The organism is Sphingomonas sp., from assembly GCF_965227385.1.
GTDB lineage: Bacteria > Pseudomonadota > Alphaproteobacteria > Sphingomonadales > Sphingomonadaceae > Sphingomonas.
In genome coordinates, this window is the sequence record NZ_OZ245750.1 from 3,651,202 (window position 1) to 3,677,868 (window position 26,667).

Annotated in this window: 30 protein-coding genes; 14 read left to right on the forward strand and 16 right to left on the reverse strand. The window is 66.4% G+C overall.

The window, feature by feature from the left end:
- Positions 1–252: 252 nt before the first annotated feature.
- The 3 genes from rpsT to mutM all read right to left on the reverse strand — a co-directional run bounded on the left by rpsT (position 253) and on the right by mutM (position 2,095).
- Positions 253–516, reverse strand: coding sequence for a 30S ribosomal protein S20 (gene rpsT, locus ACO05N_RS17900; protein ID WP_300497779.1), 264 nt, complete (start codon positions 514–516; stop codon positions 253–255).
- Between the two features lie 94 nt (positions 517–610).
- Positions 611–1,270: a hypothetical protein gene (locus tag ACO05N_RS17905; protein ID WP_422058332.1), complete on the reverse strand. Its 660-nt coding sequence runs from the start codon at positions 1,268–1,270 to the stop codon at positions 611–613.
- 12 nt (positions 1,271–1,282) lie between these two features.
- A complete protein-coding gene (mutM, locus tag ACO05N_RS17910; RefSeq protein WP_422058333.1) occupies positions 1,283–2,095 on the reverse strand; it encodes a bifunctional DNA-formamidopyrimidine glycosylase/DNA-(apurinic or apyrimidinic site) lyase in 813 nt (270 codons plus the stop codon).
- Between the two features lie 55 nt (positions 2,096–2,150).
- Between mutM and ACO05N_RS17915 the strand changes: the two genes are divergently transcribed.
- The 8 genes from ACO05N_RS17915 to ACO05N_RS17950 are packed head-to-tail and all read left to right on the forward strand — an operon-like array spanning position 2,151 to position 9,144.
- Complete coding sequence (locus ACO05N_RS17915) at positions 2,151–2,882, forward strand: class I SAM-dependent methyltransferase (protein WP_422058334.1); 732 nt, start codon at positions 2,151–2,153, stop codon at positions 2,880–2,882.
- Positions 2,879–4,411 carry a 2-polyprenylphenol 6-hydroxylase gene (gene ubiB, locus ACO05N_RS17920; RefSeq protein ID WP_422058335.1) on the forward strand — a complete coding sequence of 511 codons (1,533 nt, stop codon included), beginning with the start codon at positions 2,879–2,881 and terminating at the stop codon, positions 4,409–4,411. The genes ACO05N_RS17915 and ubiB overlap by 4 nt, the downstream gene beginning before the upstream one ends.
- A 31-nt stretch (positions 4,412–4,442) precedes the next feature.
- The gene (locus ACO05N_RS17925; protein WP_422058336.1) at positions 4,443–5,555 is read left to right on the forward strand and encodes a hypothetical protein; all 1,113 of its coding nucleotides are present in this window, start codon (positions 4,443–4,445) and stop codon (positions 5,553–5,555) included.
- A 9-nt stretch (positions 5,556–5,564) separates the two neighbouring features.
- Positions 5,565–6,743, forward strand: a complete 1,179-nt coding sequence (gene coaBC, locus ACO05N_RS17930) for a bifunctional phosphopantothenoylcysteine decarboxylase/phosphopantothenate--cysteine ligase CoaBC (RefSeq protein ID WP_422058337.1) — start codon at positions 5,565–5,567, stop codon at positions 6,741–6,743.
- Positions 6,733–7,533, forward strand: a complete 801-nt coding sequence (locus tag ACO05N_RS17935; protein WP_422058338.1) for an alpha/beta hydrolase family protein — start codon at positions 6,733–6,735, stop codon at positions 7,531–7,533. The genes coaBC and ACO05N_RS17935 overlap by 11 nt, the downstream gene beginning before the upstream one ends.
- On the forward strand, positions 7,533–7,979 hold the full coding sequence (dut, locus tag ACO05N_RS17940) for a dUTP diphosphatase (RefSeq protein WP_422058339.1): 447 nt from the start codon (positions 7,533–7,535) through the stop codon (positions 7,977–7,979). The genes ACO05N_RS17935 and dut overlap by 1 nt, the downstream gene beginning before the upstream one ends.
- Positions 7,979–8,389 carry a hypothetical protein gene (locus ACO05N_RS17945; protein ID WP_422058340.1) on the forward strand — a complete coding sequence of 137 codons (411 nt, stop codon included), beginning with the start codon at positions 7,979–7,981 and terminating at the stop codon, positions 8,387–8,389. The genes dut and ACO05N_RS17945 overlap by 1 nt, the downstream gene beginning before the upstream one ends.
- Positions 8,386–9,144 (forward strand): HesA/MoeB/ThiF family protein, encoded by a 759-nt coding sequence (locus ACO05N_RS17950; protein ID WP_422058341.1) that lies wholly within the window; start codon positions 8,386–8,388, stop codon positions 9,142–9,144. Before ACO05N_RS17945 ends, ACO05N_RS17950 begins: the two co-directional genes overlap by 4 nt.
- A 34-nt stretch (positions 9,145–9,178) precedes the next feature.
- On the opposite strand, the gene ACO05N_RS17955 is transcribed toward ACO05N_RS17950, so the two are convergent.
- Together ACO05N_RS17955 and ACO05N_RS17960 are read right to left on the reverse strand one after the other, a co-directional pair.
- Positions 9,179–10,516, reverse strand: coding sequence for an amidohydrolase family protein (locus tag ACO05N_RS17955; RefSeq protein WP_422058342.1), 1,338 nt, complete (start codon positions 10,514–10,516; stop codon positions 9,179–9,181).
- Positions 10,517–10,565: 49 nt separating this feature from the next.
- Entirely contained in the window at positions 10,566–10,940 is a 375-nt protein-coding gene (locus tag ACO05N_RS17960; RefSeq protein WP_422058343.1) for a DUF1244 domain-containing protein, read from the reverse strand.
- A 75-nt stretch (positions 10,941–11,015) separates the two neighbouring features.
- Here ACO05N_RS17960 and pyk point away from each other — a divergent pair, with 75 nt between their 5' ends.
- Positions 11,016–12,473, forward strand: a complete 1,458-nt coding sequence (pyk, locus tag ACO05N_RS17965; protein WP_422058344.1) for a pyruvate kinase — start codon at positions 11,016–11,018, stop codon at positions 12,471–12,473.
- Here the strand turns inward: pyk and ACO05N_RS17970 are convergent.
- Both ACO05N_RS17970 and ykgO read right to left on the reverse strand, forming a co-directional pair.
- The gene (locus ACO05N_RS17970) at positions 12,470–13,078 is read right to left on the reverse strand and encodes an HAD family hydrolase (protein ID WP_422058345.1); all 609 of its coding nucleotides are present in this window, start codon (positions 13,076–13,078) and stop codon (positions 12,470–12,472) included. The genes pyk and ACO05N_RS17970 overlap by 4 nt on opposite strands.
- A 23-nt stretch (positions 13,079–13,101) precedes the next feature.
- Positions 13,102–13,227, reverse strand: a complete 126-nt coding sequence (ykgO, locus tag ACO05N_RS17975; protein ID WP_066663252.1) for a type B 50S ribosomal protein L36 — start codon at positions 13,225–13,227, stop codon at positions 13,102–13,104.
- Between the two features lie 165 nt (positions 13,228–13,392).
- Here ykgO and ACO05N_RS17980 point away from each other — a divergent pair, with 165 nt between their 5' ends.
- The 5 genes from ACO05N_RS17980 to ACO05N_RS18000 are packed head-to-tail and all read left to right on the forward strand — an operon-like array spanning position 13,393 to position 16,943.
- The gene (locus tag ACO05N_RS17980) at positions 13,393–13,992 is read left to right on the forward strand and encodes a DUF4136 domain-containing protein (protein WP_422058346.1); all 600 of its coding nucleotides are present in this window, start codon (positions 13,393–13,395) and stop codon (positions 13,990–13,992) included.
- A complete protein-coding gene (locus ACO05N_RS17985; RefSeq protein WP_422058347.1) occupies positions 13,989–15,107 on the forward strand; it encodes a M14 family metallopeptidase in 1,119 nt (372 codons plus the stop codon). Before ACO05N_RS17980 ends, ACO05N_RS17985 begins: the two co-directional genes overlap by 4 nt.
- Before the next feature lie 21 nt (positions 15,108–15,128).
- On the forward strand, positions 15,129–15,893 hold the full coding sequence (locus ACO05N_RS17990) for a hypothetical protein (RefSeq protein WP_422058348.1): 765 nt from the start codon (positions 15,129–15,131) through the stop codon (positions 15,891–15,893).
- Complete coding sequence (locus ACO05N_RS17995) at positions 15,890–16,354, forward strand: GNAT family N-acetyltransferase (protein WP_422058349.1); 465 nt, start codon at positions 15,890–15,892, stop codon at positions 16,352–16,354. Before ACO05N_RS17990 ends, ACO05N_RS17995 begins: the two co-directional genes overlap by 4 nt.
- A gap of 34 nt (positions 16,355–16,388) precedes the next feature.
- Positions 16,389–16,943 carry a TIGR00645 family protein gene (locus ACO05N_RS18000; RefSeq protein WP_422058350.1) on the forward strand — a complete coding sequence of 185 codons (555 nt, stop codon included), beginning with the start codon at positions 16,389–16,391 and terminating at the stop codon, positions 16,941–16,943.
- A gap of 62 nt (positions 16,944–17,005) precedes the next feature.
- Here the strand turns inward: ACO05N_RS18000 and ACO05N_RS18005 are convergent, their stop codons facing one another.
- The 9 genes from ACO05N_RS18005 to ACO05N_RS18045 form a co-directional block, all read right to left on the reverse strand.
- The gene (locus tag ACO05N_RS18005) at positions 17,006–17,266 is read right to left on the reverse strand and encodes a DUF1467 family protein (RefSeq protein WP_066663239.1); all 261 of its coding nucleotides are present in this window, start codon (positions 17,264–17,266) and stop codon (positions 17,006–17,008) included.
- Positions 17,267–17,275: 9 nt separating this feature from the next.
- Positions 17,276–18,916, reverse strand: a complete 1,641-nt coding sequence (locus ACO05N_RS18010) for a ribonuclease J (protein WP_422058783.1) — start codon at positions 18,914–18,916, stop codon at positions 17,276–17,278.
- 138 nt (positions 18,917–19,054) lie between these two features.
- A complete protein-coding gene (locus ACO05N_RS18015; RefSeq protein WP_422058351.1) occupies positions 19,055–19,825 on the reverse strand; it encodes a type III pantothenate kinase in 771 nt (256 codons plus the stop codon).
- Between the two features lie 11 nt (positions 19,826–19,836).
- Positions 19,837–20,538, reverse strand: a complete 702-nt coding sequence (locus ACO05N_RS18020) for a biotin--[acetyl-CoA-carboxylase] ligase (RefSeq protein ID WP_422058352.1) — start codon at positions 20,536–20,538, stop codon at positions 19,837–19,839.
- Between the two features lie 97 nt (positions 20,539–20,635).
- Positions 20,636–22,081, reverse strand: a complete 1,446-nt coding sequence (gene nuoN / locus ACO05N_RS18025) for an NADH-quinone oxidoreductase subunit NuoN (protein ID WP_422058353.1) — start codon at positions 22,079–22,081, stop codon at positions 20,636–20,638.
- Positions 22,081–23,628, reverse strand: a complete 1,548-nt coding sequence (locus ACO05N_RS18030; protein ID WP_422058354.1) for an NADH-quinone oxidoreductase subunit M — start codon at positions 23,626–23,628, stop codon at positions 22,081–22,083. Before ACO05N_RS18030 ends, nuoN begins: the two co-directional genes overlap by 1 nt.
- Positions 23,625–25,733 (reverse strand): NADH-quinone oxidoreductase subunit L, encoded by a 2,109-nt coding sequence (gene nuoL / locus ACO05N_RS18035; protein ID WP_422058355.1) that lies wholly within the window; start codon positions 25,731–25,733, stop codon positions 23,625–23,627. Before nuoL ends, ACO05N_RS18030 begins: the two co-directional genes overlap by 4 nt.
- A complete protein-coding gene (gene nuoK, locus ACO05N_RS18040; protein ID WP_066663206.1) occupies positions 25,733–26,038 on the reverse strand; it encodes an NADH-quinone oxidoreductase subunit NuoK in 306 nt (101 codons plus the stop codon). Before nuoK ends, nuoL begins: the two co-directional genes overlap by 1 nt.
- Positions 26,035–26,661: an NADH-quinone oxidoreductase subunit J gene (locus ACO05N_RS18045; protein WP_422058356.1), complete on the reverse strand. Its 627-nt coding sequence runs from the start codon at positions 26,659–26,661 to the stop codon at positions 26,035–26,037. Before ACO05N_RS18045 ends, nuoK begins: the two co-directional genes overlap by 4 nt.
- Positions 26,662–26,667 lie beyond the last annotated feature (6 nt).

Consider the following 26,667-nt stretch of genomic DNA (forward strand, 5'->3'; position numbering starts at 1 on the left):
GTCGATCAAGAGGGCTGCGTGTAAAGAATCTGAAATAAGTAGGGTTGACTCACTCAGAGCCGCGGAAAACCGTTATTCTTCCGCCAAGCCCCTGATTTAGCTCGATTTAGTTAGATCATTACATTGCCGTTACGGCGCGACTCATTGAGATTCCGCGATTCGCCGCGTGAATGCTTGCGACGCGACCCGGACAAAAGAAAAACCCCGTCGGCGCTGGGCCGACAGGGTCACTTTCTTCACGCGGAGAGCGGATCAGCCGAGTGCGGCGAGACGCTTCGTGAGACGCGAGAACTTGCGCGAGGCGGTGTTCTTGTGAACCACGCCCTTGGCGACGCCACGTGCCAGCTCCGGCTGCATCGCCTTGAGCGCGGTTTCCGCAGCCGCCTTGTCGCCGCTGGTCAGTGCGCTTTCGACCTTCTTGATGAAGGTGCGGATGCGGCCGACGCGGGCACCGTTGACTTCGGCGCGGCGTTCGTTGCGGCGGATGCGCTTCTTGGCTTGCGGCGTGTTCGCCATGAATCTTCGTTCCTGTTTTCGATGCGAAAAGAGGCGCGGATTTCCGTCCCACGCCTCGGGAAAGCGCGCCCCTTAGCGGCGGCAGACGATTCGGTCAACCAAGAACCAGCCGACAAGGCGGTGGAGCGGGCTGTCCGGGAAGCGGCGGCGGCGCGGTCTGGTCGAACTCGACTCCGTCCAGAACGAGCGTCTTTCCTTCGAACCACGCCTTGCCGCGCAGCGTGTCGTCGAGAAACAGTTGCGACGTCGCAGCATCCCAGCGGAAGCGGCCGCCACCGCTGGTCATCGTCTCGACCATCATCTCGGGGAAGGTGAAACTGTAGTAGCCGTTGGCGGTGAATACGATCTCCCCCGGCACCTTGCCGCGGCAGTCCTTGTTCGATCGTGGACGCCAGGTTCCGGTCAACACCTGTTCTTCGCGCCCGGTGATGGCGATGCGATATTCCTTTGGCTTGCCGTCGATCAACACACTGATGGTCACCGTGTCGCCCGCCTTCGCCGTGTCGGCGATCTGCAGCCCGACCTTCTTGTCGAACACCGCCGGCCCGCTGACCTTCAACCTGCGAAAGCAGCGTTGCGGCACCGGCTTCGATCCGAAAGGCCCGTCACGCCACATCAGCGTCAGGGAAACCTTGTCGCCCGGACGTAACACATCCTGAGACAATTGAGGCCAGTTCGGCATTTCCGACATCAGGCTGCACGGAGTGTCATCGTCCGCCGGGAGCAGAATCATGAGGATTGCGGCTAAGATCATGATCACCCCGGGTCATTTTTGGCAGCGCGGGCACCAGAATGTCGAGCGTCCGCCTTCGACGTAGCGTGCTACGATCCCACCGCATTCGCAAGCTGCGCCTTCACGGCCATAGACTTTGAACTGTTTCGAAAAATAGCCGAGCTCGCCGTCGGGCTGGGCATAGTCGCGCAGGGTCGATCCGCCGGCTTCGATCGCCGATTCGAGCACGTTGTGAACCGCCGCGACGAGCCGCTGCAGTTGCGGCCGGGTCAGCGATCCGCCGCTGCGCTTGGGCGAGATGCGCGATTCGTGCAGCGCTTCGCAGACATAGATGTTGCCGAGCCCGGCAACGATGCGCTGGTCGAGCAGCAACAGCTTGATCGAGGCGATGCGCCCGGCCAGCGCCTCGCGCAGATGATCGACGGTGAAGTGCGGCCCGAGCGGCTCCGGCCCCAGCGCGGCGAAGGGCGGCCAGGCACCGACATCGGCCGTGGGCATCAGATCGACAGACCCGAATCGGCGCGCATCGTTGAGCGCCAGCCGCCGCCCCGCCTCCGTCTCGATTACCAGATGGTCGTGCGTCAGCAGCTCCGCCGGGTCGATGCGCCAACGCCCCGACATGCCGAGGTGGAAGATCATCGTGTCGCCGCGATCGGTGTCGATCAGGCCATATTTGGCGCGGCGGCCAAGCGCGGTGACGGTCGCGCCGGTCAGCCGTTGCCCCAGATCGACCGGCATCGCGCGACGCAGATCGGGGCGGCGCAGCTGGACGCGCGCGATGCGCTGGCCGTGCAGTGCGGGGGTCAGGCCGCGGACGGTGGTTTCGACTTCGGGAAGCTCGGGCATTTTGTCCAGCTAAGCGGGCTTTGCCGCGCCCACAAGGGCGGCTAAGGGCTGAGGCATGACCGACACCGTCTCCTTTGGCTATGAAGAGGTTGCCCCCGACGAAAAGACCCGTCGCGTCGGCGGCGTCTTTTCCAGCGTGGCCTCGCGCTATGATCTCATGAACGACGCGATGTCGGGCGGCCTGCACCGCGTGTGGAAGGACGTATTCGTCCGCCGCGTGAAACCGCGCGAAGGCGAGGCGATCCTCGACATGGCCGGCGGCACGGGCGACATCGCGTTCCGCATGGCCGAACATGGCGCGGCGGTGACCGTGGCCGACATCAACCCCGACATGCTGGCGGTCGGCATCGAGCGCGCGGCGCAGCGCGGGATCGACGGACTGGTGTGGAGCGAGGCCAATGCCGAGACGCTGCAGTGGCCCGACCGGTTCTTCGACGCCTATACGATCGCCTTTGGCATCCGCAACGTCACCGACATCCCGGCCGCGCTGCGCGAGGCGCATCGCGTGCTGCGCCGGGGCGGGCGGTTCTTCGTGCTCGAATTCTCGACGACGTTGTGGCCCGGATTCGCGGACGTGTACGATGCCTATTCGCACCGGCTGGTGCCCAAGCTCGGCGAACTGCTGGCGGGCGATGCCGACAGCTATCGCTATCTGGTCGAATCGATCCGGCGTTTCCCCGACATGCCGACGTTCGAGGCGATGATCAAAGACGCGGGCTTTGTGCAGACGCGGGTCGAGCCGATGCTGGGCGGACTGGTCGCCATTCATAGCGGCTGGAAGATTTGACCGCTCCCGTCGTCCATCTGTGGCGTCTCCTGAAATGGGGCCGCACGCTGGCGCGTCACGGCGCGCTGCGCGGGATCGAGCGTGACCGCAACACGCCCGCCCCGGTCCGCCGCCTTGCCCGCATCGCCCGGTTCGGCGCGCGCGTGCCCGAGGTTCCCGGCTATGCCGATGCGCTGCAGGCGATCGGCCCGGCAGCGATCAAGCTGGGCCAGACGCTTGCCACCCGCCCCGACCTGATCGGCGAAGCGGCCGCGCACGACCTGCTGCGCCTGCAGGACGCCCTGCCCCCCGTCCCCTTTGCGGTGATTCGCGCGGCGATGGAGAACAGCTTCGGGCGGCCGATCGAGGAGCTGTACCAATCGGTCGAGGAAACGCCGATCGGTGCTGCGTCGATCGCACAGGTCCACCGCGCGATCACTACCGATGGCCGCCAGGTCGCGGTCAAGGTGCTGCGCCCGGGGATCGAGGCCGAGTTCTCCCGCGCCATCGACACCTATGAATGGGCGGCGGCACAGGTCGAGGGGATGGGCGGCGAAGCATCGCGCCTGCGCCCGCGCCTGGTGATCGAAACCTTCAAGCGCTGGACCGCGCGCGAGCTGGATCTGCGGCGTGAGGCGGCATCGGCGTCCGAACTGGCCGAGTCGATGGAAGCCGAGCCCGACTTCGCCGTCCCCACGATCGACTGGCAGCGCAGCACCGGCAAGGTCATGACGCTGGAGTGGATCAACGGCATCAAGCTGTCGAACCGCGACGCGCTGATCGCCGCTGGGCATGACACCGAGAAGCTGGCGCATACGCTGGTCCGCGCGTTCCTGCGTCAGGCGATTTCGGAAGGGTTCTTCCATGCCGACATGCACCAGGGCAATTTGTTCGCCCTGCCCGGCGACCGGATCGCGGCGATCGATTTCGGGATCATGGGGCGGATCGACCGGCGCGCCCGGGTGTGGCTGGCGGAGATTCTCTACGGCCTGATCACCGGCAATTATCGCCGTGTCGCTGAAATTCATTTCGAGGCGGGGTATGTCCCCCCGCATCACAATGTTGCCGAGTTCGCCACTGCATTGCGCGCGGTGGGTGAGCCGATGCGCGGTCTGGCAGTCAAGGACATGAGTGTCGGCATGATGCTCGACAGCCTGTTCAACATCACCCGCGATTTCGACATGCAGACCCAGCCGCATCTGCTGCTGCTGCAAAAGACGATGGTGATGGTCGAGGGCGTGGCGACGCGGCTGCACCCCGATATCAATTTGTGGGACAGCGCCGCGCCGTTCGTGCGCGAATGGATTCGCACCGAGCTCGGACCCGAGGCGTTCCTGGCCGACCGGATTTCCGAAGACCTCAAGACGCTCGCCCGGCTGCCCAAGCTGATCCGCAACATCGAGCGCCACTTCCCCGACCCGGGCGGCGCGCCCCCCGCCCCGCCGTTGCGCGAGATCGAGGTGGTGCGCGTCGGCGGCGGCTGGCGCTACGTCGTGGTCGCGCTGCTCGCCGGGGGAGCGGGCGTGGCGGCTACCTTGCTGCTCGCCTGACCGGCGCGGCAGGCTGGATCAGAGTCGCACCATGGCGTCCCCACCCCCGATCTGGATGGCCGAGCCGACCCGGTTCGCACGGCTGTCGCAGCGGTCGGCGCGGATCGTGGCGGCGGTGCTGGCAGTGCTGCTGCTCGGCGCGCTGGCCAGCCTGGCCGCCCCCGCGCCACCGGCCGCCAGCGGCACCGGCAACAGTGCCGATGATCAGCGCGACGTGCTCCTCTATGAGGAGATCGTCGATGCGATGCGCCATGGCGGCGGCTATTACGACGTGGCGGTGACCGAGCTGCGCGCGGGCCATTATCCCCTGCGCCCGTTCTTCACCGTGCGCCTGCCCGGGCTGGCGCGCGTTCAGGCGGCACTGCCCCAGCCACTCGTGATCGTATTGCTCTATGCGCTGGTCGTCGCGGTGCTTGCCGCCTGGGCGATGCGATTTCGCACGGCCTTTGCCCGCTGGCCGGGGCGGGCGGTGGCGATGACATTGCTGGCTGGCGGGCTGATGGCGTTCGTGCAGGCCGATCTATGGGCATTCCACGAGATCTGGGCGGGGCTGCTGATCGCGCTGGCGCTCGCGATTCGGCGGCCGGGCCGTTGGATCGAGGCGGTGGCGATCGCGCTGCTTGCCGCGCTGATCCGGGAGACGGCCGCGCTGATGCTGGTGATCATGGCGGCGATGGCATGGATCGAGGGCGAGCGGCGCGAGGCAACGGGATGGGCCGCGGCACTCGGCATCCTGGCGCTGGCGCTGGCGGCGCATGCCTGGGGCGTGGCGCAACTGGTGGGCCCGCTCGACCCGGCATCGCCCGGCTGGAGCGGGATGCTGGGACCGGGATTTGCGCTGCATTCGGTGCGCGCGGCCACCGCACTGGTGCTCGCCCCCGGCTGGCTGGCGGCGCTGCTGGTGGTGCTGGCGCTGTTCGGGTGGAGCGGGTGGCGCGATCCGCTGGCCCGTCGCGTGCTCGCGGTGATGGCGGGCTATGGCACGATACTGGCGCTGTTTGCGCGGCCCGACACCTTTTACTGGGTGTTGCTGATCGCGCCGCTGTCGCTGGTGGGGCTGGCCTTTGCCCCCGATGCCCTGCGCGATCTGGCGCGGGCGGCGCGGGGCACGCGGCGGGTGGTCGTGACGCGAATGGATCGCTAGAGTCGGGTGATGAAACGCATCCTGTTGATCGTCGGCGGCGGTATCGCCGCGTACAAGGCGTGCGAACTGATCCGCCTGCTGCGCAAGGCCGGGCATGAAGTCACCTGTGTGCTGACGGCGGGCGGGCAGCATTTCGTGACGCCGATGACGCTGGCGGCGCTGTCCGAGAACCAGGTGTTTACGACGCTGTGGGACCTCAAGGACGAGGCAGAGATGGGGCATATCCAGCTCAGCCGTGCCGCCGACCTAGTGGTGGTCGCGCCCGCCACCGCCGATCTGATCGCCAGGATGGCGGCGGGCATTGCCGACGATCTTGCCACAACGCTGCTCCTCGCCACCGACAAGCCGGTGCTGGCCGCGCCTGCGATGAACGTGCGGATGTGGCAGCATGCCGCGACCCGGCGCAACGTCGCGACGCTGCGCGGCGATGGCGTGACCGTGCTGGAGCCCGACGAAGGGCCGATGGCGTGCGGCGAGTTCGGTCCGGGGCGGCTGCCCGAGCCGGAGGCGATCCTGCGTGCGATCGAGGCTGCGCTGGCGCCGTCCTCGGACCGGCTCAAGGGCAAGCACATCCTCGTCACCGCCGGGCCGACGCATGAGCCGATCGATCCGGTGCGCTACATCGCCAACCGTTCTTCGGGGAAACAGGGCTTTGCGATTGCCGGAGCGCTCGCGGCGCTGGGCGCGCGGGTGACGCTGGTTGCCGGGCCGGTCGCGCTGCCGACGCCCGCGGGCGTGGCGCGGGTCGATGTCGAGACCGCGCGGGAGATGGCGGCGGCGGTCGATGCCGCGCTGCCCGCCGATGCCGCGGTCATGGTGGCCGCCGTCGCCGACTGGCGCGCGGACGAAGCGGCGGGGCAGAAGATCAAGAAGGGCGACGTCGCCGCGCCCGCGCTGACGCTGGTCGAAAACCCCGATATTCTGGCCGGCCTCACCCGGCATGCACAGCGCCCGCGCCTGGTGATCGGTTTCGCCGCCGAAACCGAACGGGTGGTCGAACATGCGGTCGCTAAACGTGCGCGCAAGGGTGCAGACTGGATCGTCGCCAATGATGTGTCGGGCGATGTCATGGGGGGTGATGCCAATCTTGTTCATCTGGTTACGGAATCGGGCGTGGAAAGCTGGGAGCGGCTGGCCAAGGCCGATGTCGCACGCCGCCTCGCCGAACGGATCGCCGATGCGCTTTAAGCTTCCGCTGTTCCTGTTGCCGCTGCTGATCGCCGGTTGCGCGGCGGACCGGGCGCAGACGCCCGCCGCACCGAAATTGTTCACACAAGGCTATGGCGCCTCGCCGCGCACTGCGCCGACGCTGTATGTCGTCATCCACGGCAATGGACGGCGTTCCAAGATCGACACGAGCGATTTTGCCAAAGCGCTGGCGGCGGCGGAGCCGGGCAGCGCTGTCGTGCGCCTGTTGCGTCCCGGCTATGCCGATGGCCTGGGCGGCCAGTCGCCCGGTACCCGCGGCGCCAGCCCGACCGATGATTTCAGTGCGGAGCGGATCGCCGCAGTGGGCGACGCGATCGCCGCGCTGCGTCAGCGCTATCGCCGCGCCCGGGTGGTTTTGATCGGCGAGGTTGGCGGCGCGGTGGTTGTCGCCAACCTCGCGGGACTGCGTCCGGGCCTGGTCGACGGGGTGGTGCTGGTATCCTGTCCCTGCGCCCTGCCCGAATGGCGGGCCTATCGGGCCAAGCGCGAGCCGAGCGCGCCGCATTGGCGCGACAAGCTGGTCAGTCTCGATCCGTTGCAGACCGCTGGCGGGATCCAGCCGGGACTGCGCGCGGCGATCCTTGTGGGCGGTTCGGACGCCGATGTTCCCGCGCGCTTTTCCCGCGCCTATGCCGAGGCGCTGAGCCTGCGCGGCATTGCGACGGACTTCCGCATCATTCCCGAGCGCAGCGACCCCGTACTCGACGACCCCCAGGTGATCGAGGCGGCGCGCCGCCTTGCCGCGACGTTGCCGGGGCGCAAAAAATGATGGCTGCGCCGATCACCATCCGCCTGATGCGCCTGCCCCATGGCGAGGGACTGCCCCTGCCCGCTTATGCCACCGCCGGGGCGGCGGGCATGGACGTCGTCGCGGCGGAGAACCTGGTGCTTGCCCCGGGCGCGCGCCATGCGGTCGCCACCGGCTTCGCGATCGCGATCCCGCCCGGCTATGAAGTGCAGGTGCGCCCGCGCTCCGGCCTCGCGCTCAAGCACGGCATTACCTGCCTCAACACCCCCGGCACGATCGACGAGGATTATCGCGGCGAGGTTAAGGTGATCCTCGCCAATCTTGGCGACCAGCCCTTCACCATCGCGCGCGGAGAACGGATCGCGCAGCTGGTGCCCGCACCGGTACAGCGCGCGCTGTTCGAGGAGGTCGCGGTGCTTGACGACACCGACCGTGGCAGCGGCGGCTTTGGATCGACCGGGCGGTGATGATCCCCGTGCTCCTTGCCCTCGCCAGCGTGCAGAGCGATCCCGTACGGGCGCAGGAAGCCCCTGCGCCGGCCGCGATCGATTGGGAAAGCCTGCCCCATTTGCCCTATCGCGAGGCGCCGAGCATGACGCCGGCGATGCACGATTGGGCGCGCGGACAGGTGCACGCGCGCAAATGCCGGGCGCGGCGGCTGGTCGATGGCCGCCCGGCGGTGCGGGTCGAGGTTGCGGCGCTGGTCGATGAGGATGGCGTGCGCACGACGATCCCGCGCGCGATCGGCTGCCCCTCGATCGAGCAGTATGCGGCGGGTCTGGTCGCGGGTTTCTCGCGCAACAACCTTACACAGCGCACCGGCGCGGCCGGCCCCGCCTGGTACCGCGCCACGGTGACCTTTGCCTGGCGGCAATGAGCTTTTCCGACGCAGAACTCGAACGCTATGCCCGCCACATCGTGCTGCCCGAGATCGGCGGCGCGGGTCAGGCGGCGCTGAAGGCCGCGCGGGTGCTGGTGATCGGCGCCGGCGGGATCGGGAGCCCGGCATTGCAGTATCTGGCGGCGACGGGGGTTGGCCAGATCACGGTGGTCGATGACGATCGGGTCGATCTGTCGAACCTGCAGCGGCAGACGATCTTCGGCACTGCGGATGCGGGGCGATCCAAGGCGGTGGCTGCACTGGCGAGAGCCGAATCGCTCAATCCCCATATCGAAGTCCGGGCGTGGCAGGTCCGCCTCGATGGCGACAATGTGGACGAATATGTCCGTGGCAACGACGTCATCCTCGACGGCACGGACAATTTCGAGACCCGCCTGCGCGTCGCCGATGCGGCGCTGCGTCACCGCGTCCCGCTGGTCAGCGCGGCGGTCGGACGGTTCGAGGGACAGCTCGGCGTGTTTCGCGGGTGGGAGGCGGACAAGCCCTGCTATCGCTGCTTCGTCGGGGCCGACCCGGAGACAGCGGGGATCAACTGTTCCGAACAGGGCGTGCTCGGCGCGCTCACCGGGATCATGGGCAGCCTCGCCGCGCTCGAGGTGATCCGCGCGATCCATCCGTTCGGGGAGGACAGCGCGGGCAAGCTGCTGCTCGCCGACACGCTGGCGCTCCGCTTCCGCACGCTGACCCTGCCCAAGGACCCCGGCTGCCCGGCCTGTTCGGGCGCGCGATAATCCTCCCCCGCCAGCGAGAGGATTGCTACAAATCCTATTCCGCCGGGAACGCCTGCCGCTTGCCGCCGGCCTTGTGGACCACGCCCTGGCGCATCACGAAGTCGACCTGCTCCATCCGCTTGATCTCGTCGAGCGGACTTCCCGCAACCGCGATAATGTCGGCCTGTTTGCCTGGCGCGATCGAGCCGATGCTGTTTGCCCGGCCCAGCGCTTCTGCAGCGTTCAGCGTTGCGGTCTTGAGCGCCATGGCCGGGGTCATACCCGCCCGCACCATCAGCGCAAATTCCTGCGCATTGTCGCCATGGCGCGACACGCCACTGTCGGTGCCGAACGCGATCTTTACCCCCGCCGCATAAGCCTTGCTATGGCTGGCAAAGGCGGCTGCGGCGGCTTCCTCGGCTTTCGGTATGACGGCCGGCGGGAGCAGGCCCTTGCGTGCCTGTTCGAGCGCCGCAGCGGGGGCCATCATCGTCGGGACGAGCCAGGTGCCGTTCTTCTTCATCAGCGCGATCGCTTCGTCGTCGAGGAACGATCCGTGGTCGACGGTATCCACTCCGGCCGCGACCGCCGCCTTGGTCCCGGCCGCCGCATGGCTGTGCGTCGCGACCTTGCGGCCGAGGCCATGCGCGGTGTCGATGATCGCCTTCATCTCCGCATCGGTCATCGCGCGGCCAAGACCGCCCGAGACGTTGGAGAGCACGCCGCCGGTCGACATGTATTTGATCACCTGAGCCCCAAGCGCGATCTGCTGGCGCACCGCGCGGGTACAATCCTCAGGACCGTCACAGGTGTTGATCTGATGCTTGTGGATCGCGTCGGCGAACACTTCCGCCACACCGTTGGTGCCATCGGCATGGCCACCCGAGACCGAGATCGAAGTGCCGGCATTGACGATCGTCGGCCCGGCAATGTCGCCCCGCTCGACCGCCTCGCGCAGCGCCCGCATGCCCCGCGCGCTCCCGCCGAGATCGCGCACGGTGGTAAAGCCAGCTTCCAGCGTGGCCCGCGCGTTGGCGACCGCGTGCATCATGTCATCGGCATCGTCGCGGTTGAGCGCGGTGAGCCGGTCGCGCAACGGATCGCCGCCGATTCCCCACAGATGCACGTGCATGTCGACCAGCCCCGGCATGACGAACCGGTCCTTGAGGTCGATCAGTTCCGCACCGCCCTCGGGCGCGACAAAGCCGTCGCGGATTTCGGCGATTTTCCCGTCCCGCACGACGATCGTGCTCGCCCCGCGCGGCGTTTCGCCCGGATTGGCGAGCAGCGTGCCGGCATGGATGAACTTCACCTTGGCCGGCGCGCTGGTCTGCGCAGCCAGCGGCGTGGCTCCAGCGAGCAGCGCGACGGCGACTGCGGCGATTCGGCGCATGAAACTCTCCCTGTTTTTCCGCAGCCTAGGCGGCAAACAGGCGCGCTGCCTAGCCCCCCCGCTGGGTGATCGACGGCGGGTCGCTGGCGGGGAAGCTGTCGTCGAGTTCGGCGTCCAGCTCCGCGTCCTGCTTGTTGCGCGCGACGCTCGCCTCCATCCGGGCGATCTGCTCTGGCGTCGCCTCGCCCTGGTGCTGCGCCTTCCACGTTGCATAGGGCATGCCATAGATAGCGGTGCGCGCCGCGTCGCGATCCAACTCCCCGCCGCTCGCTTCGCTCACCCAGTCGGCCAGGCAGTTGCGGCAAAAGCCGGCAAGCCCCATCAGTTCGATGTTTTCGGCGTCGGTGCGGTGGCGTAGATGGCGGACGAGGCGGCGAAACGCCTGGGCGGCGGTGCGGTCGTCGATGTTGTCCAACGTTGTCATATTCACGCCTCCACGGTTGAATAGTGTGCATTTGGCGTTAGGGACCGGCACGGGCAAGAGATGGAGAGTTCGGCGATGACAAAGGCAATGGCACCGCGATCGCGCAAGGTGCGCGTTCTGGCGACGCTCGGCCCCGCCAGCAATTCGCCCGAGATGATCGCCGCGCTGCATGCCGCGGGTGCCGACGCCTTTCGCATCAATATGAGCCACGGCGACCAGGAATCGAAGATTCCGGTAATTCAGGCGATCCGCGCGCTGGAGAAATCGACCGGTCGCCCGACCACGATCCTCGCCGACCTGCAGGGACCGAAGCTGCGCGTGGGCAAATTCGCCGAGGGCAAGGTGATTCTGGCGACCGGCGCGACCTTCCGCCTCGACCGCGACAAGACGCCGGGCGATGCGACCCGCGTCGAGCTGCCGCACCGCGAAATTTTCGAGGCCGTCACCGAGGGCGCCCGCCTGCTACTCGACGATGGCAAGATGGTGCTGCGCGTGATCGCCTATGGCGATGGCTGGATCGAGACGCGGGTCGAAGTCGGCGGGGCGCTGTCGAACTCCAAGGGGTTGAACGTCCCCGACATGGTCCTCCCGCTCGCCGCATTGACCGAAAAGGATCGCAGCGACCTGGCCTTTGCCGTCGCGCAGAAGGTCGACTGGATCGCGCTGTCGTTCGTGCAGCGGCCCGAGGATCTGGCCGAGGCGCGCCGCCTGATCGGACCGGGTGGCCCGGCGCTGCTCGCCAAGATCGAGAAGCCGAGCGCGGTGGCGCGGCTCGACGAGATCGTCGAGGCGTGCGACGGCGTAATGGTCGCGCGCGGCGACCTGGGCGTCGAGCTGCCGCCGCAGAACCTGCCCCCGATGCAGAAGCGGATCGTCGAAACCTCGCGCCGCATGGGCCGCCCGGTGATCGTCGCGACGCAGATGCTCGAATCGATGATCACCTCCCCCTCTCCCACCCGCGCCGAAGTGTCGGACGTCGCGACCGCGGTCTATGACGGCGCCGACGCGATCATGCTGTCGGCGGAGAGCGCGGCGGGCCAGTGGCCGATCGAGTCCGTGACGATGATGGACGCCATCGCGGATTCGGTGGAGCGCGATCCGGCGCATGGCGACCGCGTGCACTTCACCGTGATGCGGCCCGATCCCACCACGGCCGATGCGCTGGCCGAGGCCGCGAAGAGCATCGCCGCCAATGTGTCGGCAAGCGCGATCATCTGCTTCACCATGTCGGGCTCCACCGCCCGCCGCATCGCCCGCGAGCGTCCGTCGGTGCCGATCCTGGTGCTGACCCCCAAGGCCGAGACGGCACGGCGCATGGGCCTGTTGTGGGGCACGCACGCGGTCCACACCAAGGACGTCGATTCGTTCGAGGAGATGGTGGCCAAGGCCAAGCGCATGGCGCTGCGCCAGGGGATCGCCAAGGGCGGCGACCGGGTGGTGGTTTGCGCCGGCGTCCCGTTCGGCACGCCGGGATCGACCAACGTGCTGCATGTCGTGACGCTGGTGGGCGACGAGCTTAAGGGTCGGAACTAATCCGGTAGCAGCCCGGCGGCGACCAGTTCGCGCCGGGCGTCCGCTTCCCGCGTGAACAGCACGGAGCGTATCCCCAGCGCCCGTGCACCTGACACATTCGCTGCATTGTCGTCGATGAACACCGCCTCATGCGGCTCTAGCCCGAAGCGGGCGAGCGCGAGGTGGTAGATCGCGGGGTCGGGCTTCACCAGCTTCTCGTCGCCCGACACGACGACGTCGCGAAAGCGGTCAAACAGCTCGCTCCATTCGGCGCGGAAGGGCGGCCAGAATTCGTGGCTGAAATTGGTGATCGCGAACAGCGGCACGCCCGCCGCATCCAGCTCGGCGACCAGCTCATGCATGCCCGGTACCGGCCCGCCGATGCTTTCGTTGAACCGCGGAGCCCAGGCGGCGATCAGACCGGCATGTTCGGGAAAGCGCTCAGTAAGTTCGGCAGAGGTATCGGCGAAGTCGCGCCCGGCATCGTGCTGAAAATGCCATTCCAGCGTGACGACATCGCGCACAAACGCGTCGAGCGCCCGATCGTCACCGATCAGGCGCTCGTACAGAAACCGGGGATGCCAGGTGAAAAGGACGTTGCCGATATCGAAGATAACGGCGCGCACGACCCTTTCGCCCTGCGCCGGGATCAGCCCTGGCGGGCCTTGAAGCGACGCTGCGTCTTGTTGATGACGTATACGCGGCCACGACGACGGATCACGCGGTTGTCGCGATGGCGATCCTTGAGCGACTTCAGGCTGTTCACGATCTTCATGACCGATTCTCTACTATCTCGAATTATGGCGGGTGCCGGAAAAGAGGCGCTCGCCTAGTCGGGACAGGCCGGCAAGTCAAGGAAAGCTTGGCAACGGAACCCACATCCCCGTAACGATGTTCAACCGTTGAGCCGTTGCGTGTGCGCGGCAGGAGGATGTGTCCGATGAAGACCCGTGCAGTGCTTGCTCTCGCTCTCTCCGCCGCCGCTCTGGCCGGGTGTTCGACCACCATGGGTGGCCGGTCCGCCCCGGTTGACGTGACCCGATATCATTTGTCGCACCCGATCCCGGCCGGGACGCTTGCGGTTCAGCCGGTCAACGGCGGCGCAACGGGTCCGGAGGCGCAGCTCTATCTGGATGCGGTTGCCGCGGCCATGGGCGGCATGGGGTTCGCCGCCGCTCCGGATTCGGCGAGGGCCGATTACCTCGCCACGGTCGATTTCCGCCGCACCGATCGCGGCCAGGTCCGCACCCGCCCACCGATCACGATCGGCATCGGCGGCGGCAGCTATGGCGGCGGTGTCGGGGTCGGTGCGGGCGGCAGCGTCGGCATCGGGAGTAAGACCAGAACGGTCTACGGCTCCGAACTGGCCGTCCAGCTACGTCGTCGCGGCGACAATACGGTTATCTGGGAAGGGAAGGCGATCACCGAGACGCTCGGCGCCGCCGACGGCACCCAGCCGACCGATACCGCCACCAAGCTTGCAAATGCACTGTTCAAGGGCTTTCCCGGCCAGTCGGGCATCACTATCACGGTGAAATGAGCATCCAACTGAATGCCGCGTTCGACAGCGGCAACATCCGCCTGATCGGCATCGACGGAGACACCGTCGATGCCGAGATCGTCGCCGACCACAAGTCCGACTTCTTCCAGTGGTTTCACTTCCGCGTCTCCGGCGCGAAGGGCCGCACGCTGACCTTCCGCATCGTCAATGCGGGCAAGGCAGCCTATGCGTTCGGCTGGCCCGGTTACCGCGCGCGCGTCAGCACTGACCGTACGACCTGGCGCCTCAACGATGGCAACTATGTCGACGGCGTGTTCAGCTTCACCCACAGCTTCGACAGCGACGTTGCGTGGTTCGCCTATTTCGCGCCCTACAGCATGGAGCGCCATGCCGATTTGATCGCGCGCATGGCGGCGCAACCGGGCGTGACGCATCGCGAGCTGGGCCAGACGCTCGACGGGCGCGCGATGGACCTGCTGACACTGGGCACCGGACCGAAGCAGGTGTGGCTCTATGCCCGCCAGCATCCCGGCGAATCGATGGCAGAATGGTGGGCCGAGGGGGCGCTGGAGAAGCTGACAGATCCCGACGACGCGACCGCACAGGCGCTGCGCGCCAAGGCAACGTTCCACATCGTGCCCAACATGAACCCGGACGGCAGCTTCCGCGGCCATCTGCGCACCAATGCCGCGGGCGTGAACCTCAACCGCGAATGGCATGCTCCGACGCTGGAGCAGAGCCCCGAAGTCTTCCTCGTTCGTGCGGCGATGGACGAAACCGGGGTCGATTTCGCGATGGATGTGCATGGCGACGAAGCGATCCCTGCGAACTTCCTCGCGGGGTTCGAGGGGATTCCCAGCTGGACCGACGCGCTGGGCGAGAAATATTATGAATTCGGCCGCCGCCTTGCAGCCACGACGCCGCTGTTCCAGCTCGAAAAGGGCTATGACAAGTCCGCGCCGGGCCAGGCGAACCTGTCGATGTCCACCAACCAGCTCGCCGAGCGCTTTGGCGCGGTGTCGATGACGCTGGAAATGCCGTTCAAGGATCACGACCCCAGCCCCGATGCCGAATTCGGCTGGTCGCCCGAGCGGTGCAAGGCGCTGGCGCATGCGTGCCTCGACACGCTGGCGGGGATGATCGACGCGATTTAGGGCCACAAAAAGGGGGGAATGATGATTGCACCGATTATTGCGGCAGTTGCGCTGACTCAGACGGCGATTCCCCCCAAGCTCGGCGAGCCGTGGATCGGCGCCGACGGGAACCAGCGCGAAGCGTCGATCGGATTGCAGATCGACCGCAGCGGGGAACCGGACCCCGAGCTGGTCCGCGGGCTGCAGATCAACTGGAAGGACTTTCCCTATCAGAAGGGGCGGTTCCCGGTCGCGGTAGCAGACGCTGACGATCACAGCGTTGCGGTCGGCACCCTGCTCGATGTCGCGGCGACCGGTGTGCCGCAGTCCTGCCGCATCGCCACGCCCAGCGGGAAGGCGGCGTTCGACGATCATGCCTGTCCGCACCTCATGCGCTACCTGCGGTTCTACCCGGCGCTGAACCGGTCGGGCACGCGCCTTGGCGGGACACTGGCAATCCGCGTGCGCTACACCGCCGGCCGCATCCGCATCGAGACCGCAGCAGGAGGCGTTGCGCTGACGGTCGCGCGCCCGATGCCCAGGCCGCTGATGCCGATCAACGCCGCCACGGTCGGATTCGGACCGGGCGACGGGCTGCCCGCAGACGTCGGCGGCACGAGCGGGTCGCTGAAGGTCGAGGCGGATGGCAGCGTCAGCGGCTGCATGCTCGCCGCGCCGACCCAGGTCGATGCCTTCGACATCAAGATGTGCGAACGGCTGCGCGCGGTGAAGTTTGAGCCCGCGCGCGAACCCGACGGGCGCGCGATTGCGGCGCGCTTCAGCTTCGGTGTGGCTCGCCCGCGATGATCATCCGCACCGGCCAGCTTGACGATCCACAGGTGGTCGCGCTGTTGGAATTGCACGCGCGTGAGATGTCGGATCATTCGCCGCCCGGGACGTGCCATTTTCTCGACCTGTCGGGGCTCAAGACGCCCGACATCAGCTTCCTGAGCGCGTGGGACGGCGACACGCTGCTCGGCGTCGGCGCGCTCAAGCAGCTCGATCGGGTGACCGGTGAGATCAAGTCGATGCGCGCCACCGCTGCCGCGCGCGGACGGGGCGTGGGGTTCGCGATCCTCGACCATATCGTCGGACTTGCCCGCAACCGGGGCTATACCGCGCTTAAGCTGGAAACCGGCACCGGGCCGTTGTTCGAGGCGGCGCACGCACTCTACCGCCGCTACGGCTTTGTCCCCTGCCCGCCCTTTGCCGATTATGTCGAAACCGACTTCAACCGCTTTTACGTGATGCCGCTGAAGGTCGCTTGATCGGCGCCACGCACTTCCGGTATTGCGCCGCAACATGAACATCACCGATCCGTCGCCCAGCGACCAGCCCGTCCGCCTGAAGCCGCTGCCGCTGCTGATCTTCAGCTCGCGCTGGCTCCAGCTGCCGCTTTATGTCGGGCTGATCGTCGCGCAATGCGTCTATGTTTTCCTGTTCATCAAGGAGCTGATCCATCTCGTCCAGCATGCCTGGGAGTTCAGCGAGCAGCAGATCATGCTGGTGGTGCTCGGGCTGATCGACGTGGTGATGATCTCGAACCTGCTCGTGATGGTGATCGTCGGCGGCTATGAGACGTTCGTGTCGCGGCTAGGCCTGAAGGGTCATCCCGATCAGCCGGAATGGCTCAGCCACGTCAATGCCGGGGTGCTGAAGGTCAAGCTGGCGATGGCGATCATCGGCATCTCGTCGATCCACCTGCTGCGCACTTTCATCGAAGCCGGCGCGATCGGCACCGCGACGGGGCGCGTCACCGAAACCGGCGTCATGTGGCAGACGATCATCCACATGGCCTTCATCCTGTCGGCGATCGGCATTGCATGGGTCGACCGGATGACGCAGACACGGAACTGACCCTGTTAGTTCAGCTGCGCTGCAAGGGGCACCGGCCCGCTGCAGCATATGGTTAGCGCGCCTCAGTTCCAGTAATCGAGCATGTCGGCGGTGATCCAGCCGTTGACATAGTTGAGGTAAAACGCCGCGAACAGCACGGTGCCGACGATCGTCGTCCATTTGGCGATCGCGCCTGCGTCAAAGCGCTGCGGTGCGCTTTCGGCCTGGCCCTTGATCAGTGCCTCCCCCGCCTCGACCCCGGTGCGCGCGAAAAACGGCAGCACCAGGAACAGGGCGAGGAACCAGAACAGGAAATAGATTGCGAGCGCGCTGAACCAGTTCATGGCGGCTGTTTAAACGTCGATCAGCATCACGTCCATGACCGGCTTCTTGCCAGTATAGCGCACCGCGACCCGCCGGGCCGCCAGCCGGATCGCTTCGCGCAGCTTGTCGCGGTCGCCGCCGCGTGCTTCGCCCACCACCTTGGCCACCGCCGCACTGGCATCGGCGATCAGCCCGTCGCGGTCCTCTTCAGCCGGAACGCCCTGGATCGTCACCTCGGGCTGGCCGGCGAGCTTGCCATTCGCCTTGAGCGCAACCGCGACCGACATCTGGCCATATAGGCCGAGCTTGCGCCGCTCGTTCATCGTCGTGCCATCGGCAGGCAGGATGACGTCGCCGTCAAGCACAAGCCGTCCGGCGGGCGCATCGCCGACCTTTTTCGGCTTGCCCGGCGCGAGGCGGATGATCTCGCCATTATTCTGCACCACCGCATTGGGGATGCCATGCGCGCGGCCGAAGCGGGCTTGCTCCGCGATGTGGCGCATCTCGCCATGGACGGGGACGAGGATGTCGGGGCGAATCCAGTCATACATCGCCGCCAGCTCGGGCCGGCCGGGATGGCCCGAGACGTGGACGAATGCCTGACGGTCGGTGATCATTTCGACCCCCTTGCCCGCCAGCACATTCATGATCCGCCCGATCGCCATTTCATTGCCGGGAATCTGCTTGGACGAGAAGACGACGGTATCGCCGGATTCGAGCTTCAGCTGATGCGTTTCGTCGGCGATGCGGGCGAGCGCGGCGCGCGGTTCGCCCTGTCCGCCGGTGGCGATGATCATCACCTTGTCGCGCGGCAGCTTCATCGCGGTTTCGAAATCGACCGTCTCGGGGAAATCGCGCAGATAGCCGGTCGCCTTGGCGACGCGCAGGATGCGGTCGAGCGAGCGGCCCGCGACGCACATCGCGCGCCCGGTGTCCTTCGCCACCTCGCCCAGCGTCTGCAGACGTGCGGCGTTGGAGGCGAAGGTGGTGACGAGCACCCGGCCCTTGATGCCAGCGACAACCTCGTCCAGACCCTCACGAACGGCGGATTCGGAGCCCGATGCCTCGGGGTTGAAGACGTTGGTGGAGTCGCACACCAGCGCCAGCACGCCCTCGTCGCCGATCGCGGTCAGCTCCGCGGCGGTCGATGCGCCGCCCATCACCGGGGTCTCGTCGATCTTCCAGTCGCCGGTGTGGAACACGCGGCCATGCGGCGTGTCGATCAGCACCGCATTCCCCTCAGGGATCGAGTGCGCAAGCGGGAGGTAGCGGATGCCGAACGGGCCGATCTGGAACGGCTCCTCTTCGCGCACCACGTTCAGTTCGACGCGGTCTGCAATGCCTTCCTCGTCCAGCTTGCCGTGGATCAGGCCCGCGGTAAACGGCGTCGCATAGAGCGGCACGCCCAGCTCGCCCGCCAGATAGGGCAGCGCGCCGATATGATCCTCATGCCCATGCGTCAGCACGATGCCGAGCAGGTCGTCCAGCCGCTCCTCGATGAACTGCAGGTCGGGCAGGATCAGGTCGATGCCGGGATAGTCGGGCGTGCCAAAGATCACGCCGCAATCGACCATGATCCACTTGCCCTGACAGCCGTAGAGATTGACGTTCATGCCGATTTCGCCCGAGCCACCGAGCGCGAGGAAGAGGAGTTCGTTACCGGGAGTCATCTGGTCTTTCGTCATCAAATACCGTCGTCACCCCGGCCTTGTGCCGGGGTTCACCGGGAGGCAAGCGCGAGACAAGAGGCTCAAGCGCCGGGCGTAGGGACAAGTAGACGCCGGCACAAGGCCGGGGCGACGAGGGGGTCAAGGAGCCGACCGCTCCCACAGCATTGCCAGTCCCTGAATCGTCAGGTCGGGCTCGATCACATCGAACACATTGGTCTGCTTTTCGAACAGCACCGCCAGGCCACCGGTGGCGATCACCTTCACCGGGCGGCCGATCTCCGCCTTCATCCGCGCGACCAGCCCCTCGATCATCGCGATATAGCCCCAGTAAATGCCGATATGCATCTGATCGACCGTATTGCGGCCGATAACTGAGGTGTTGGCAGGGGCCTCGATCGCGATGCGGGGCAGCTTGGCCGCGGCGGTGACCAGCGCGTCGAGCGACAGGTTGATGCCCGGCGCGATGATCCCGCCCTTATATGCCCCGGTATAGTCGGCAACGTCGAAGGTTGCGGCAGTGCCGAAGTCGACGACGATCAGGTCGCCCGGATGATTTTCATGCGCGGCGATGATGTTGAGCGCGCGGTCGGCGCCGACGCTCTGCGGCTCCTCGACATCCAGCGCGATCGGCCAGCCGTCGCGCCCGGCGACCAGCGGGGTGCAGCCGAAATATTTCTGCGACAGCACCTCGAGATTGTGGAGCGCGCGCGGGACCACGGTGCCGATGATGACGCCAGTGACCACGCTGCGCTCATACCCCTCCAGCGCGAGCAGCTGGCTCAGCCACACGGCATATTCATCGGCGGTGCGGCGCGGATCGGTCGCGATGCGCCAGCGCGCCTTGATCTCACGCCCCTGCACGAGCGCGAAAACGATGTTGGTGTTGCCGGCGTCGATCGCGAGCAGCATGGATTGGTCCTTCAAATCAGGAAGACGTCGCCGGCATGAATGACATGCCGCGCCCCATCGGCCAAGCGCAGGATCAACGCGCCATCGCCAGTCAGGCCATCGAACAGACCGTCATGGCTCGACCCGTCGGGCAAGCGCGCGGTGAGCGCCGTACCGGTCGGATGCGCGCGGGCGAGCCAGCGCTGGCGGAGCGGCTCCAGCCCCTCGCCGCGCCAGCGTGAGAGCCAGCGCGCGAAGCTCTCGGCCAGGATATCGGCGAAGGTCGCGGCTTCCACCGCCACGCCCTGCGCGGCCAGGCTGGTCGCGGGTCGATCGGTTAGCTCGGGACGGTGGATCAGGTTGACGCCAATGCCCACCACCACCGCGTCAGCCGCGCGCTCCAGCAGCACGCCCGACAACTTTGCGCCGTCGATCAGCAAATCGTTGGGCCACTTGATCGCCGCGCCCGTGGGCAGGAACACACGCACCGCCTCTTCCAGCGCCACGACCGTGACCAGCGCCAGCGTCGGTGCGGGCGGGTCGGTCGGGCGGAGGCGGACAAGCGTGCTGCCGTAGAAATTGCCGACCGGGGATTCCCACGCCCTGCCCTGTCGCCCCTTGCCCGCTGTCTGGCGCTCGGCGCGCAGCCAGACCCCTTCGCTCGCGCCCGCCGCAGCGAGCCCCAGCATGTCGGCGTTGGTGGAACCCGTCTCGGCTACGACGCGGATCGTCATAGGCTGAGCGGCACCGGCCCGCTCCCCCACCCGGCCACGCAATCAGGATACGCTGTGGGTGGCCGGGTGGGGGAGCCGGCCGGTGCCGTAACCTGCTTCAAAAAAGCGTCCGCGCCGCCGCCATCGACCATGCGCCCAGCACCGGGATCAGCAGATAGCCGAGCGGCGAGACGAACACCGCCGCCGCGGCGATCAGCCCGCCCTCAAGCGCGCTGTCGCCCTTGGCATAGGCCGGGGCTGGCTCGTCGAAGTACATCGTCTTGACGATCTTGAGGTAGTAGAAGGCACCGATCACCGACGCCGCGATACCGATCGCCGCGAGCGCGAACAGGTCGGCCTTCACTGCCGCCTCGAACACCGCGAACTTGGCCCAGAAGCCGAACAGCGGCGGAATGCCCGCGAGGCTGAACATGAAGATCGCGAGCGCCGCCGCCAGCGCGGGTCGCGTGCGCGACAGGCCCGACAGGCTGGCGATCGTCTCGATCGGCTGGCCATCCGCATCGCGCATCTGCAGCACGACGAGGAAGCTGCCCAGCGTCATCACCACATAGATGGTGAGATAGGTCAGCACGCCCGCCACGCCCTCGGCCGTGCCCGCGGCAAGACCGATCAGTGCGAAGCCGACATTGTTGATCGACGAGTATGCGAGCAGACGCTTGATATTCTGCTGACCGATCGCCGCGACCGCGCCGAGCACGATCGATGCGAGCGCGGCGAAGATTACGATCTGGCGCCAGTCGCTGGTCACCGGGCCCATCGCCTCGATCGCGACGCGGACCGACAGCGCCATCGCCGCGACCTTGGGCGCGCTGGCGAAAAAGGTGGTCACCGGGGTCGGTGCGCCTTCGTACACGTCGGGCGTCCACATGTGGAACGGCACCGCCGACATCTTGAACGCCAGCCCTGCAAACACGAACACCAGGCCGAACAACAGGCCGGTGTTGCTGCCCGCCGCATAGGCCGCGGCGATGTCGCCGAACACGGTGGTCCCGCTGAACCCGTAGACCAGGCTGATGCCATAGAGCAGGATGCCCGAGGCGAGCGAGCCGAGGATGAAGTACTTCAGGCCCGCTTCGGCCGAGCGCACGTCGCGGCGCATGAAGCTGGCGAGGACATAGGAGGCAAGGCTGTTGAGCTCGAGCCCGACATAAAGCGTCAGCAGGTCGTTCGCCGAAACCATGATCCCCATGCCCGCCGTCGCGAACAGGATCAGGATCGGATATTCGGGGCGCAGATCCTCACCCGAGGTGCGGGCGAAGAAGCGCGGCGCAATGATGATCGAGATCGCCGCGGCGAAGAAGATCAGCGCCTTGGCGTAGGCCGAGAACAGGTCCGCGCGGTAGAGCCCGTCAAACGCGGTGCCGCCCGACGATGCCGGGCCGACCAGCGCGATGCCGCCACCGATCAGCACGGCGACCGAAACCCAGCTCACCGCGCGCGACACGGCCGGACCACCCCAGGCTGCGACCATCAGCAGCGCCAGACCGCCCAGCGACAGGACGATCTCGGGCAGGACCATCGAAAGTTGTGCGGCGTAATCCATCAGTGTGCCGCTCCATGTTCGGCAGATTTGTGCTCAGGCGCGTGCTCGGCCTTGGCCGCAGCCGGATTGCCGGGCGTCGGCAGGCTGTCGCCCGCCGGCTTCGCGCGCTCGATCCGCGCCAGCAGCGTAGCAACGTCGGCGCGCATCGGGGCGAGGAAGGTCTCAGGATAGACGCCCATCCACAGCACCGCCGCCGCGATCGGGGCGAGCAGCGCCATTTCCCGCTTGTTGAGATCCGGCATCGCCTTGACGTCGTCCTTGGTCAGGTCACCGAACACCACGCGGCGGTAGAGGTAGAGCATATAGCCCGCGCCAAGGATGATGCCGGTGGTCGCGATCAGCGTCGCCAGCGTCGACACTTGGTACGTGCCCATCAGCGCCAGCAATTCGCCGACGAAGTTGCTCGTCCCCGGCAGGCCGACCGACGCCATTGTGAACAGCATGAACAGGATCGCGTACTTCGGCATGTTGATCGCAAGGCCGCCGTAACGGTCGATCTCACGGGTATGAAGGCGGTCGTAGATCACGCCGACGCACAGGAACAGCGCGCCCGACACCAGGCCGTGGCCCAGCATCACCATCATCGCGCCCTCGATCCCCTGCCGGTTGAAGGTGAACAGGCCCAGCGTCACGATCGCCATGTGCGCGACCGACGAATAGGCGATCAGCTTCTTCATGTCGCTCTGCACCAGCGCAATCAGCGACGTGACCACGACCGCGATGCACGACAGGCCGAACACCAGCCAGATCAGCTGCGCCGACGCCTCCGGGAACATCGGCAGGCTGAAGCGCAGGAAGCCATAGCCGCCAAGCTTCAGCAGCACGCCCGCCAGGATCACCGAGCCTGCGGTCGGCGCCTGCACGTGCGCGTCGGGCAGCCAAGTATGGACCGGCCACATCGGCATCTTGACCGCAAACGACGCGAAAAACGCCAGCCACAGCCATGTCTGGACATCGGCCGGGAAGTCATACGCCATCAGCTGCGGGATCGACGTCGTGCCCGCGGTGATGCTCATATACATCATCGCGATCAGCATCAGCAGCGAGCCGAGCAGCGTGTAGAGGAAGAACTTATACGACGCGTAGATGCGGTTCGCCCCGCCCCAGATGCCGATGATCAGGAACATCGGGATCAGGCCGGCTTCGAAGAACATGTAGAACAGGAAGATGTCCTGCGCCGCGAAGGTGCCGATCATCAGCACTTCGGTGATCAGGAACGCCGCCATATATTCCGGCACGCGCTTTTCGATCGCGGTCCAGCTGGCGCCGATGCAGATCGGCATCAGGAACACCGACAGCATGATCAGCAGCAGCGCGAACCCGTCGATGCCCAGCGCCCAGGCGAAACGGCCAAAGATCGGCGTATATTCGACGAACTGCCACTGCGGCCCGCCAATCTCGAAATTCGCCCACAGCACGCCGCCGAGCACCAGGTCGATCAGCGTCGCGATCAGCGCGATCCAGCGCGCATTGTTCGCGGTGGTGAACAGGCATGCGACCGCCGCAACCAGCGGCACGATCAGCATGATGGAGAGAATGCCGCTCATCGCGTGATCACCCAGGTAACGGCTGCGGTCAGGCCGATCAGCATGACGAACGCATAGCTATAGACATATCCGGACTGGAGGCGCCCGCTCCACACGCCAGCAAAGCGGACCAGGGCGGCGGACCCGTTCGGACCGAAGCGGTCGATCGTCCCCTCGTCACCCCGCTTCCAGAACAGGCGGCCGAACCAGAAGGCGGGCTTCACGAACAGCACATTGTACAGCTCGTCGAAATACCACTTGTTCAGCAGGAACTTGTACAGAAGCCCGAAGGTCGCGGTGAAGCGCGCGGGAATGGTCGGCGATTTGATGTACGCAACCCACGCCCCGAACAGGCCGAGCAGCATGACGATGCTGGCCGACAGCTTCACCCACAGCGGCACTTCATGCATCGCGTCCGCCAGGTGGGTGTCGAACGCGACCGCGCCCTTCCAGAAGATCTCACCGGCCTCGGGCTGGATGAAGAACTTGTTGAAGACGAACCCTGCGAACACCGCGCCCAGGCTGAGCACCAGCAGCGGGATCATCATTGGCAGCGGGCTTTCGTGCGGATGGTATCCGCCGGTGCCGTCCGCAGTCTCATGCGCGCTCGGACCATGGGCGTGCGGTTCATGGCCCGCATCTTCCTGCGCCGGCGGGTTCTCCGCATGCGCAACCGCGTGGCCATGCGCCTCATCATGCGCGTGGTCATGGCCGTGCGAGTCATGCAGCGCGTGCTGGATATGCTCCGACTGGGTCCAGCGCGGTTTGCCGAAGAAGGTGAGGAACATCAGGCGCCAGCTGTAGAAACTGGTGAGGAGCGCGGCGAACACGCCGACCCAGAACGCCGCCTGGCCGCCACCCTCGGCTGCATACGCTGCCTCAAGGATCGCGTCCTTGGAGTGGAAGCCCGCGAACCCGGCATGGAGCCAGTAGATGCCGACGCCGGTGATCGCGAGCGTGCCCGCCATCATCGTCCAATAGGTGACCGGGATGTGCTTCCGCAGGCCGCCATAATAGCGCATGTCCTGCTCATGGTGCATCGCATGGATCACCGAGCCGGCACCCAGGAACAGCAGCGCCTTGAAGAAGGCGTGGGTGAACAGGTGGAACATCGCCGCGCCATACATGCCGACGCCGGCGGCGAAGAACATGTAGCCGAGCTGCGAACAGGTCGAATAGGCGATGACGCGCTTGATGTCGGTCTGCGTCGTGCCGACGGTCGCAGCGAACAGGCAGGTCGCGGCACCGATGAAGGTGACGAAGCCGAGCGCGATCGGCGCCTGTTCGAACAGCGGCGACAGACGGCAGACCATGAACACGCCCGCGGTGACCATCGTCGCAGCGTGGATCAGCGCCGACACCGGGGTCGGGCCCTCCATCGCGTCGGGCAACCAGGTGTGCAGGCCAAGCTGCGCCGACTTACCCATGGCACCGATGAACAGCAGCAGGCAGAGCACGGTGAGCGTATCGACGCGATAGCCAAGGAAACCGATCGTGCTGCCGGCCATGCCGGGCGCTGCTTCGAGGATTTCGGGGATCGAGATGGTGCCGAACACCAGGAACACGCCGAAGATGCCGAGCATGAAGCCAAGGTCGCCGACGCGGTTGACCACGAACGCCTTGATCGCGGCGGCATTGGCGGACGGCTTCTTGAACCAGAAGCCGATCAGCAGGTAGCTCGCGAGGCCCACGCCTTCCCAGCCGAAGAACATCTGCAGCAAATTGTCGGCGGTCACCAGCATCAGCATGGCGAAGGTGAACAGCGACAGATACGCGAAGAAGCGCGGCTGATCCGGGTCCTCTTCCATGTACGACCAGCTGTAGAGGTGGACCAGCGCGGAAACGCTCGTCACCACCACCAGCATGACGGCGGTCAGGCTGTCGACGCGCAGCGCCCAGTCGACCATCAGGTCGCCCGAGTTCATCCAGGTCAGCACCTTGATGACCTGCGGCTCGGCCGTACCGTTGAGGAACGGGATGAACGTCACCCAGCTGAGGATCGCCGCGACGAACAGGCCACCGGTGGTGACGATCTTCGGGAATGCCGTACCGAACGCGCGGTTACTGAAGCCCGCGACGATCGCTGCCAGCAGCGGCAGGAATACGATGAAATGGATCGAAGACATCAGCCCTTCATCCGATTGACGTCGTCGACCGAGATCGTGCCGCGGCCGCGGAAATAGATGACAAGGATGGCAAGGCCGATCGCGGCCTCACCCGCCGCAACGGTCAGCACGAACATCGCGAACACCTGACCCACCAGATCGCCGAGATAGGACGAGAAGGCGACGAGGTTGAGGTTCACGCTCAGCAGGATCAGCTCGATCGCCATCAGGATGACGATGAGGTTCTTGCGGTTCATGAAGATGCCGAGCACGCCCATGGTAAACAGGATCGCGCTGACGACGAGGTAATGCGTGAGGCCGATCACAGCTCCACCCCCTGCCCGACGGGCTGATTGACGTTGCGGATGGCGTCCTTCTGACGCCGGTTGATCTGGCGCCAGACATTCTGCTTCATCACCCCGCTGCGCTGGCGGTGGGTCAGCACGATCGCGCCGACCATGGCGACGAGCAGGATGAAGCCGGCGGCCTCAAACAGATAGAGATAGCGGCTGTAGAGCAGCATGCCGATCGCCTGGACGTTCGACACCTGGCCGAGTGCGGTATCGGCGTCGATCGGCGCGACGCGCTTGGCGAGGTCGATCTTGCCCGCAGTCCACGCCATCGTGCCGATCACGATCTCCGCCGCCAGCGCCACCGCGATGGCGAGGCCGAACACGGCATAGCGCACGAACCCGGCGCGCAGCTCGGCAAAGTCGATGTCGAGCATCATCACGACGAACAGGAACAGCACCGCGACCGCGCCGACATAGACGATGACCAGCAGCATCGCGATGAACTCCGCCCCCGCCAGCACCATCAGGCCGGCGGCGTTGAAGAAGGCGAGGATCAGCCACAGCACCGAATGAACGGGATTGCGGGCGGTAATCGTCATCGCGGCGGAGAGGATCACCACCCCGGCGAAGAGATAGAAGGCGATTGCTTGAATCACGGAATC

Excerpts from the sequence above, each read along its gene's own strand:
- nuoN (WP_422058353.1), bottom strand. The coding sequence starts at position 22,081 with ATGGATTACGCCGCACAACTTTCGATGGTCCTGCCCGAGATCGTCCTG.
- coaBC (WP_422058337.1), top strand. The coding sequence starts at position 5,565 with ATGAAACGCATCCTGTTGATCGTCGGCGGCGGTATCGCCGCGTACAAG.
- ACO05N_RS17990 (WP_422058348.1), top strand. The coding sequence starts at position 15,129 with ATGATTGCACCGATTATTGCGGCAGTTGCGCTGACTCAGACGGCGATT.
- ACO05N_RS18005 (WP_066663239.1), bottom strand. The coding sequence starts at position 17,266 with ATGAACTGGTTCAGCGCGCTCGCAATCTATTTCCTGTTCTGGTTCCTC.
- ACO05N_RS17950 (WP_422058341.1), top strand. The coding sequence starts at position 8,386 with ATGAGCTTTTCCGACGCAGAACTCGAACGCTATGCCCGCCACATCGTG.
- ACO05N_RS17995 (WP_422058349.1), top strand. The coding sequence starts at position 15,890 with ATGATCATCCGCACCGGCCAGCTTGACGATCCACAGGTGGTCGCGCTG.
- ACO05N_RS17985 (WP_422058347.1), top strand. The coding sequence starts at position 13,989 with ATGAGCATCCAACTGAATGCCGCGTTCGACAGCGGCAACATCCGCCTG.
- rpsT (WP_300497779.1), bottom strand. The coding sequence starts at position 516 with ATGGCGAACACGCCGCAAGCCAAGAAGCGCATCCGCCGCAACGAACGC.
- ACO05N_RS18015 (WP_422058351.1), bottom strand. The coding sequence starts at position 19,825 with ATGCTGCTCGCGATCGACGCCGGCAACACCAACATCGTTTTCGCGCTC.
- ACO05N_RS18010 (WP_422058783.1), bottom strand. The coding sequence starts at position 18,916 with ATGACTCCCGGTAACGAACTCCTCTTCCTCGCGCTCGGTGGCTCGGGC.
- ACO05N_RS18030 (WP_422058354.1), bottom strand. The coding sequence starts at position 23,628 with ATGAGCGGCATTCTCTCCATCATGCTGATCGTGCCGCTGGTTGCGGCG.
- ACO05N_RS17915 (WP_422058334.1), top strand. The coding sequence starts at position 2,151 with ATGACCGACACCGTCTCCTTTGGCTATGAAGAGGTTGCCCCCGACGAA.
- pyk (WP_422058344.1), top strand. The coding sequence starts at position 11,016 with ATGACAAAGGCAATGGCACCGCGATCGCGCAAGGTGCGCGTTCTGGCG.
- ACO05N_RS17935 (WP_422058338.1), top strand. The coding sequence starts at position 6,733 with ATGCGCTTTAAGCTTCCGCTGTTCCTGTTGCCGCTGCTGATCGCCGGT.
- ykgO (WP_066663252.1), bottom strand. The coding sequence starts at position 13,227 with ATGAAGATCGTGAACAGCCTGAAGTCGCTCAAGGATCGCCATCGCGAC.
- ACO05N_RS17955 (WP_422058342.1), bottom strand. The coding sequence starts at position 10,516 with ATGCGCCGAATCGCCGCAGTCGCCGTCGCGCTGCTCGCTGGAGCCACG.
- dut (WP_422058339.1), top strand. The coding sequence starts at position 7,533 with ATGGCTGCGCCGATCACCATCCGCCTGATGCGCCTGCCCCATGGCGAG.
- ACO05N_RS17980 (WP_422058346.1), top strand. The coding sequence starts at position 13,393 with ATGAAGACCCGTGCAGTGCTTGCTCTCGCTCTCTCCGCCGCCGCTCTG.
- mutM (WP_422058333.1), bottom strand. The coding sequence starts at position 2,095 with ATGCCCGAGCTTCCCGAAGTCGAAACCACCGTCCGCGGCCTGACCCCC.
- ACO05N_RS17960 (WP_422058343.1), bottom strand. The coding sequence starts at position 10,940 with ATGACAACGTTGGACAACATCGACGACCGCACCGCCGCCCAGGCGTTT.
- ACO05N_RS17905 (WP_422058332.1), bottom strand. The coding sequence starts at position 1,270 with ATGATCTTAGCCGCAATCCTCATGATTCTGCTCCCGGCGGACGATGAC.
- ACO05N_RS17945 (WP_422058340.1), top strand. The coding sequence starts at position 7,979 with ATGATCCCCGTGCTCCTTGCCCTCGCCAGCGTGCAGAGCGATCCCGTA.
- nuoL (WP_422058355.1), bottom strand. The coding sequence starts at position 25,733 with ATGTCTTCGATCCATTTCATCGTATTCCTGCCGCTGCTGGCAGCGATC.
- ACO05N_RS18000 (WP_422058350.1), top strand. The coding sequence starts at position 16,389 with ATGAACATCACCGATCCGTCGCCCAGCGACCAGCCCGTCCGCCTGAAG.
- ACO05N_RS18020 (WP_422058352.1), bottom strand. The coding sequence starts at position 20,538 with ATGACGATCCGCGTCGTAGCCGAGACGGGTTCCACCAACGCCGACATG.
- ACO05N_RS17925 (WP_422058336.1), top strand. The coding sequence starts at position 4,443 with ATGGCGTCCCCACCCCCGATCTGGATGGCCGAGCCGACCCGGTTCGCA.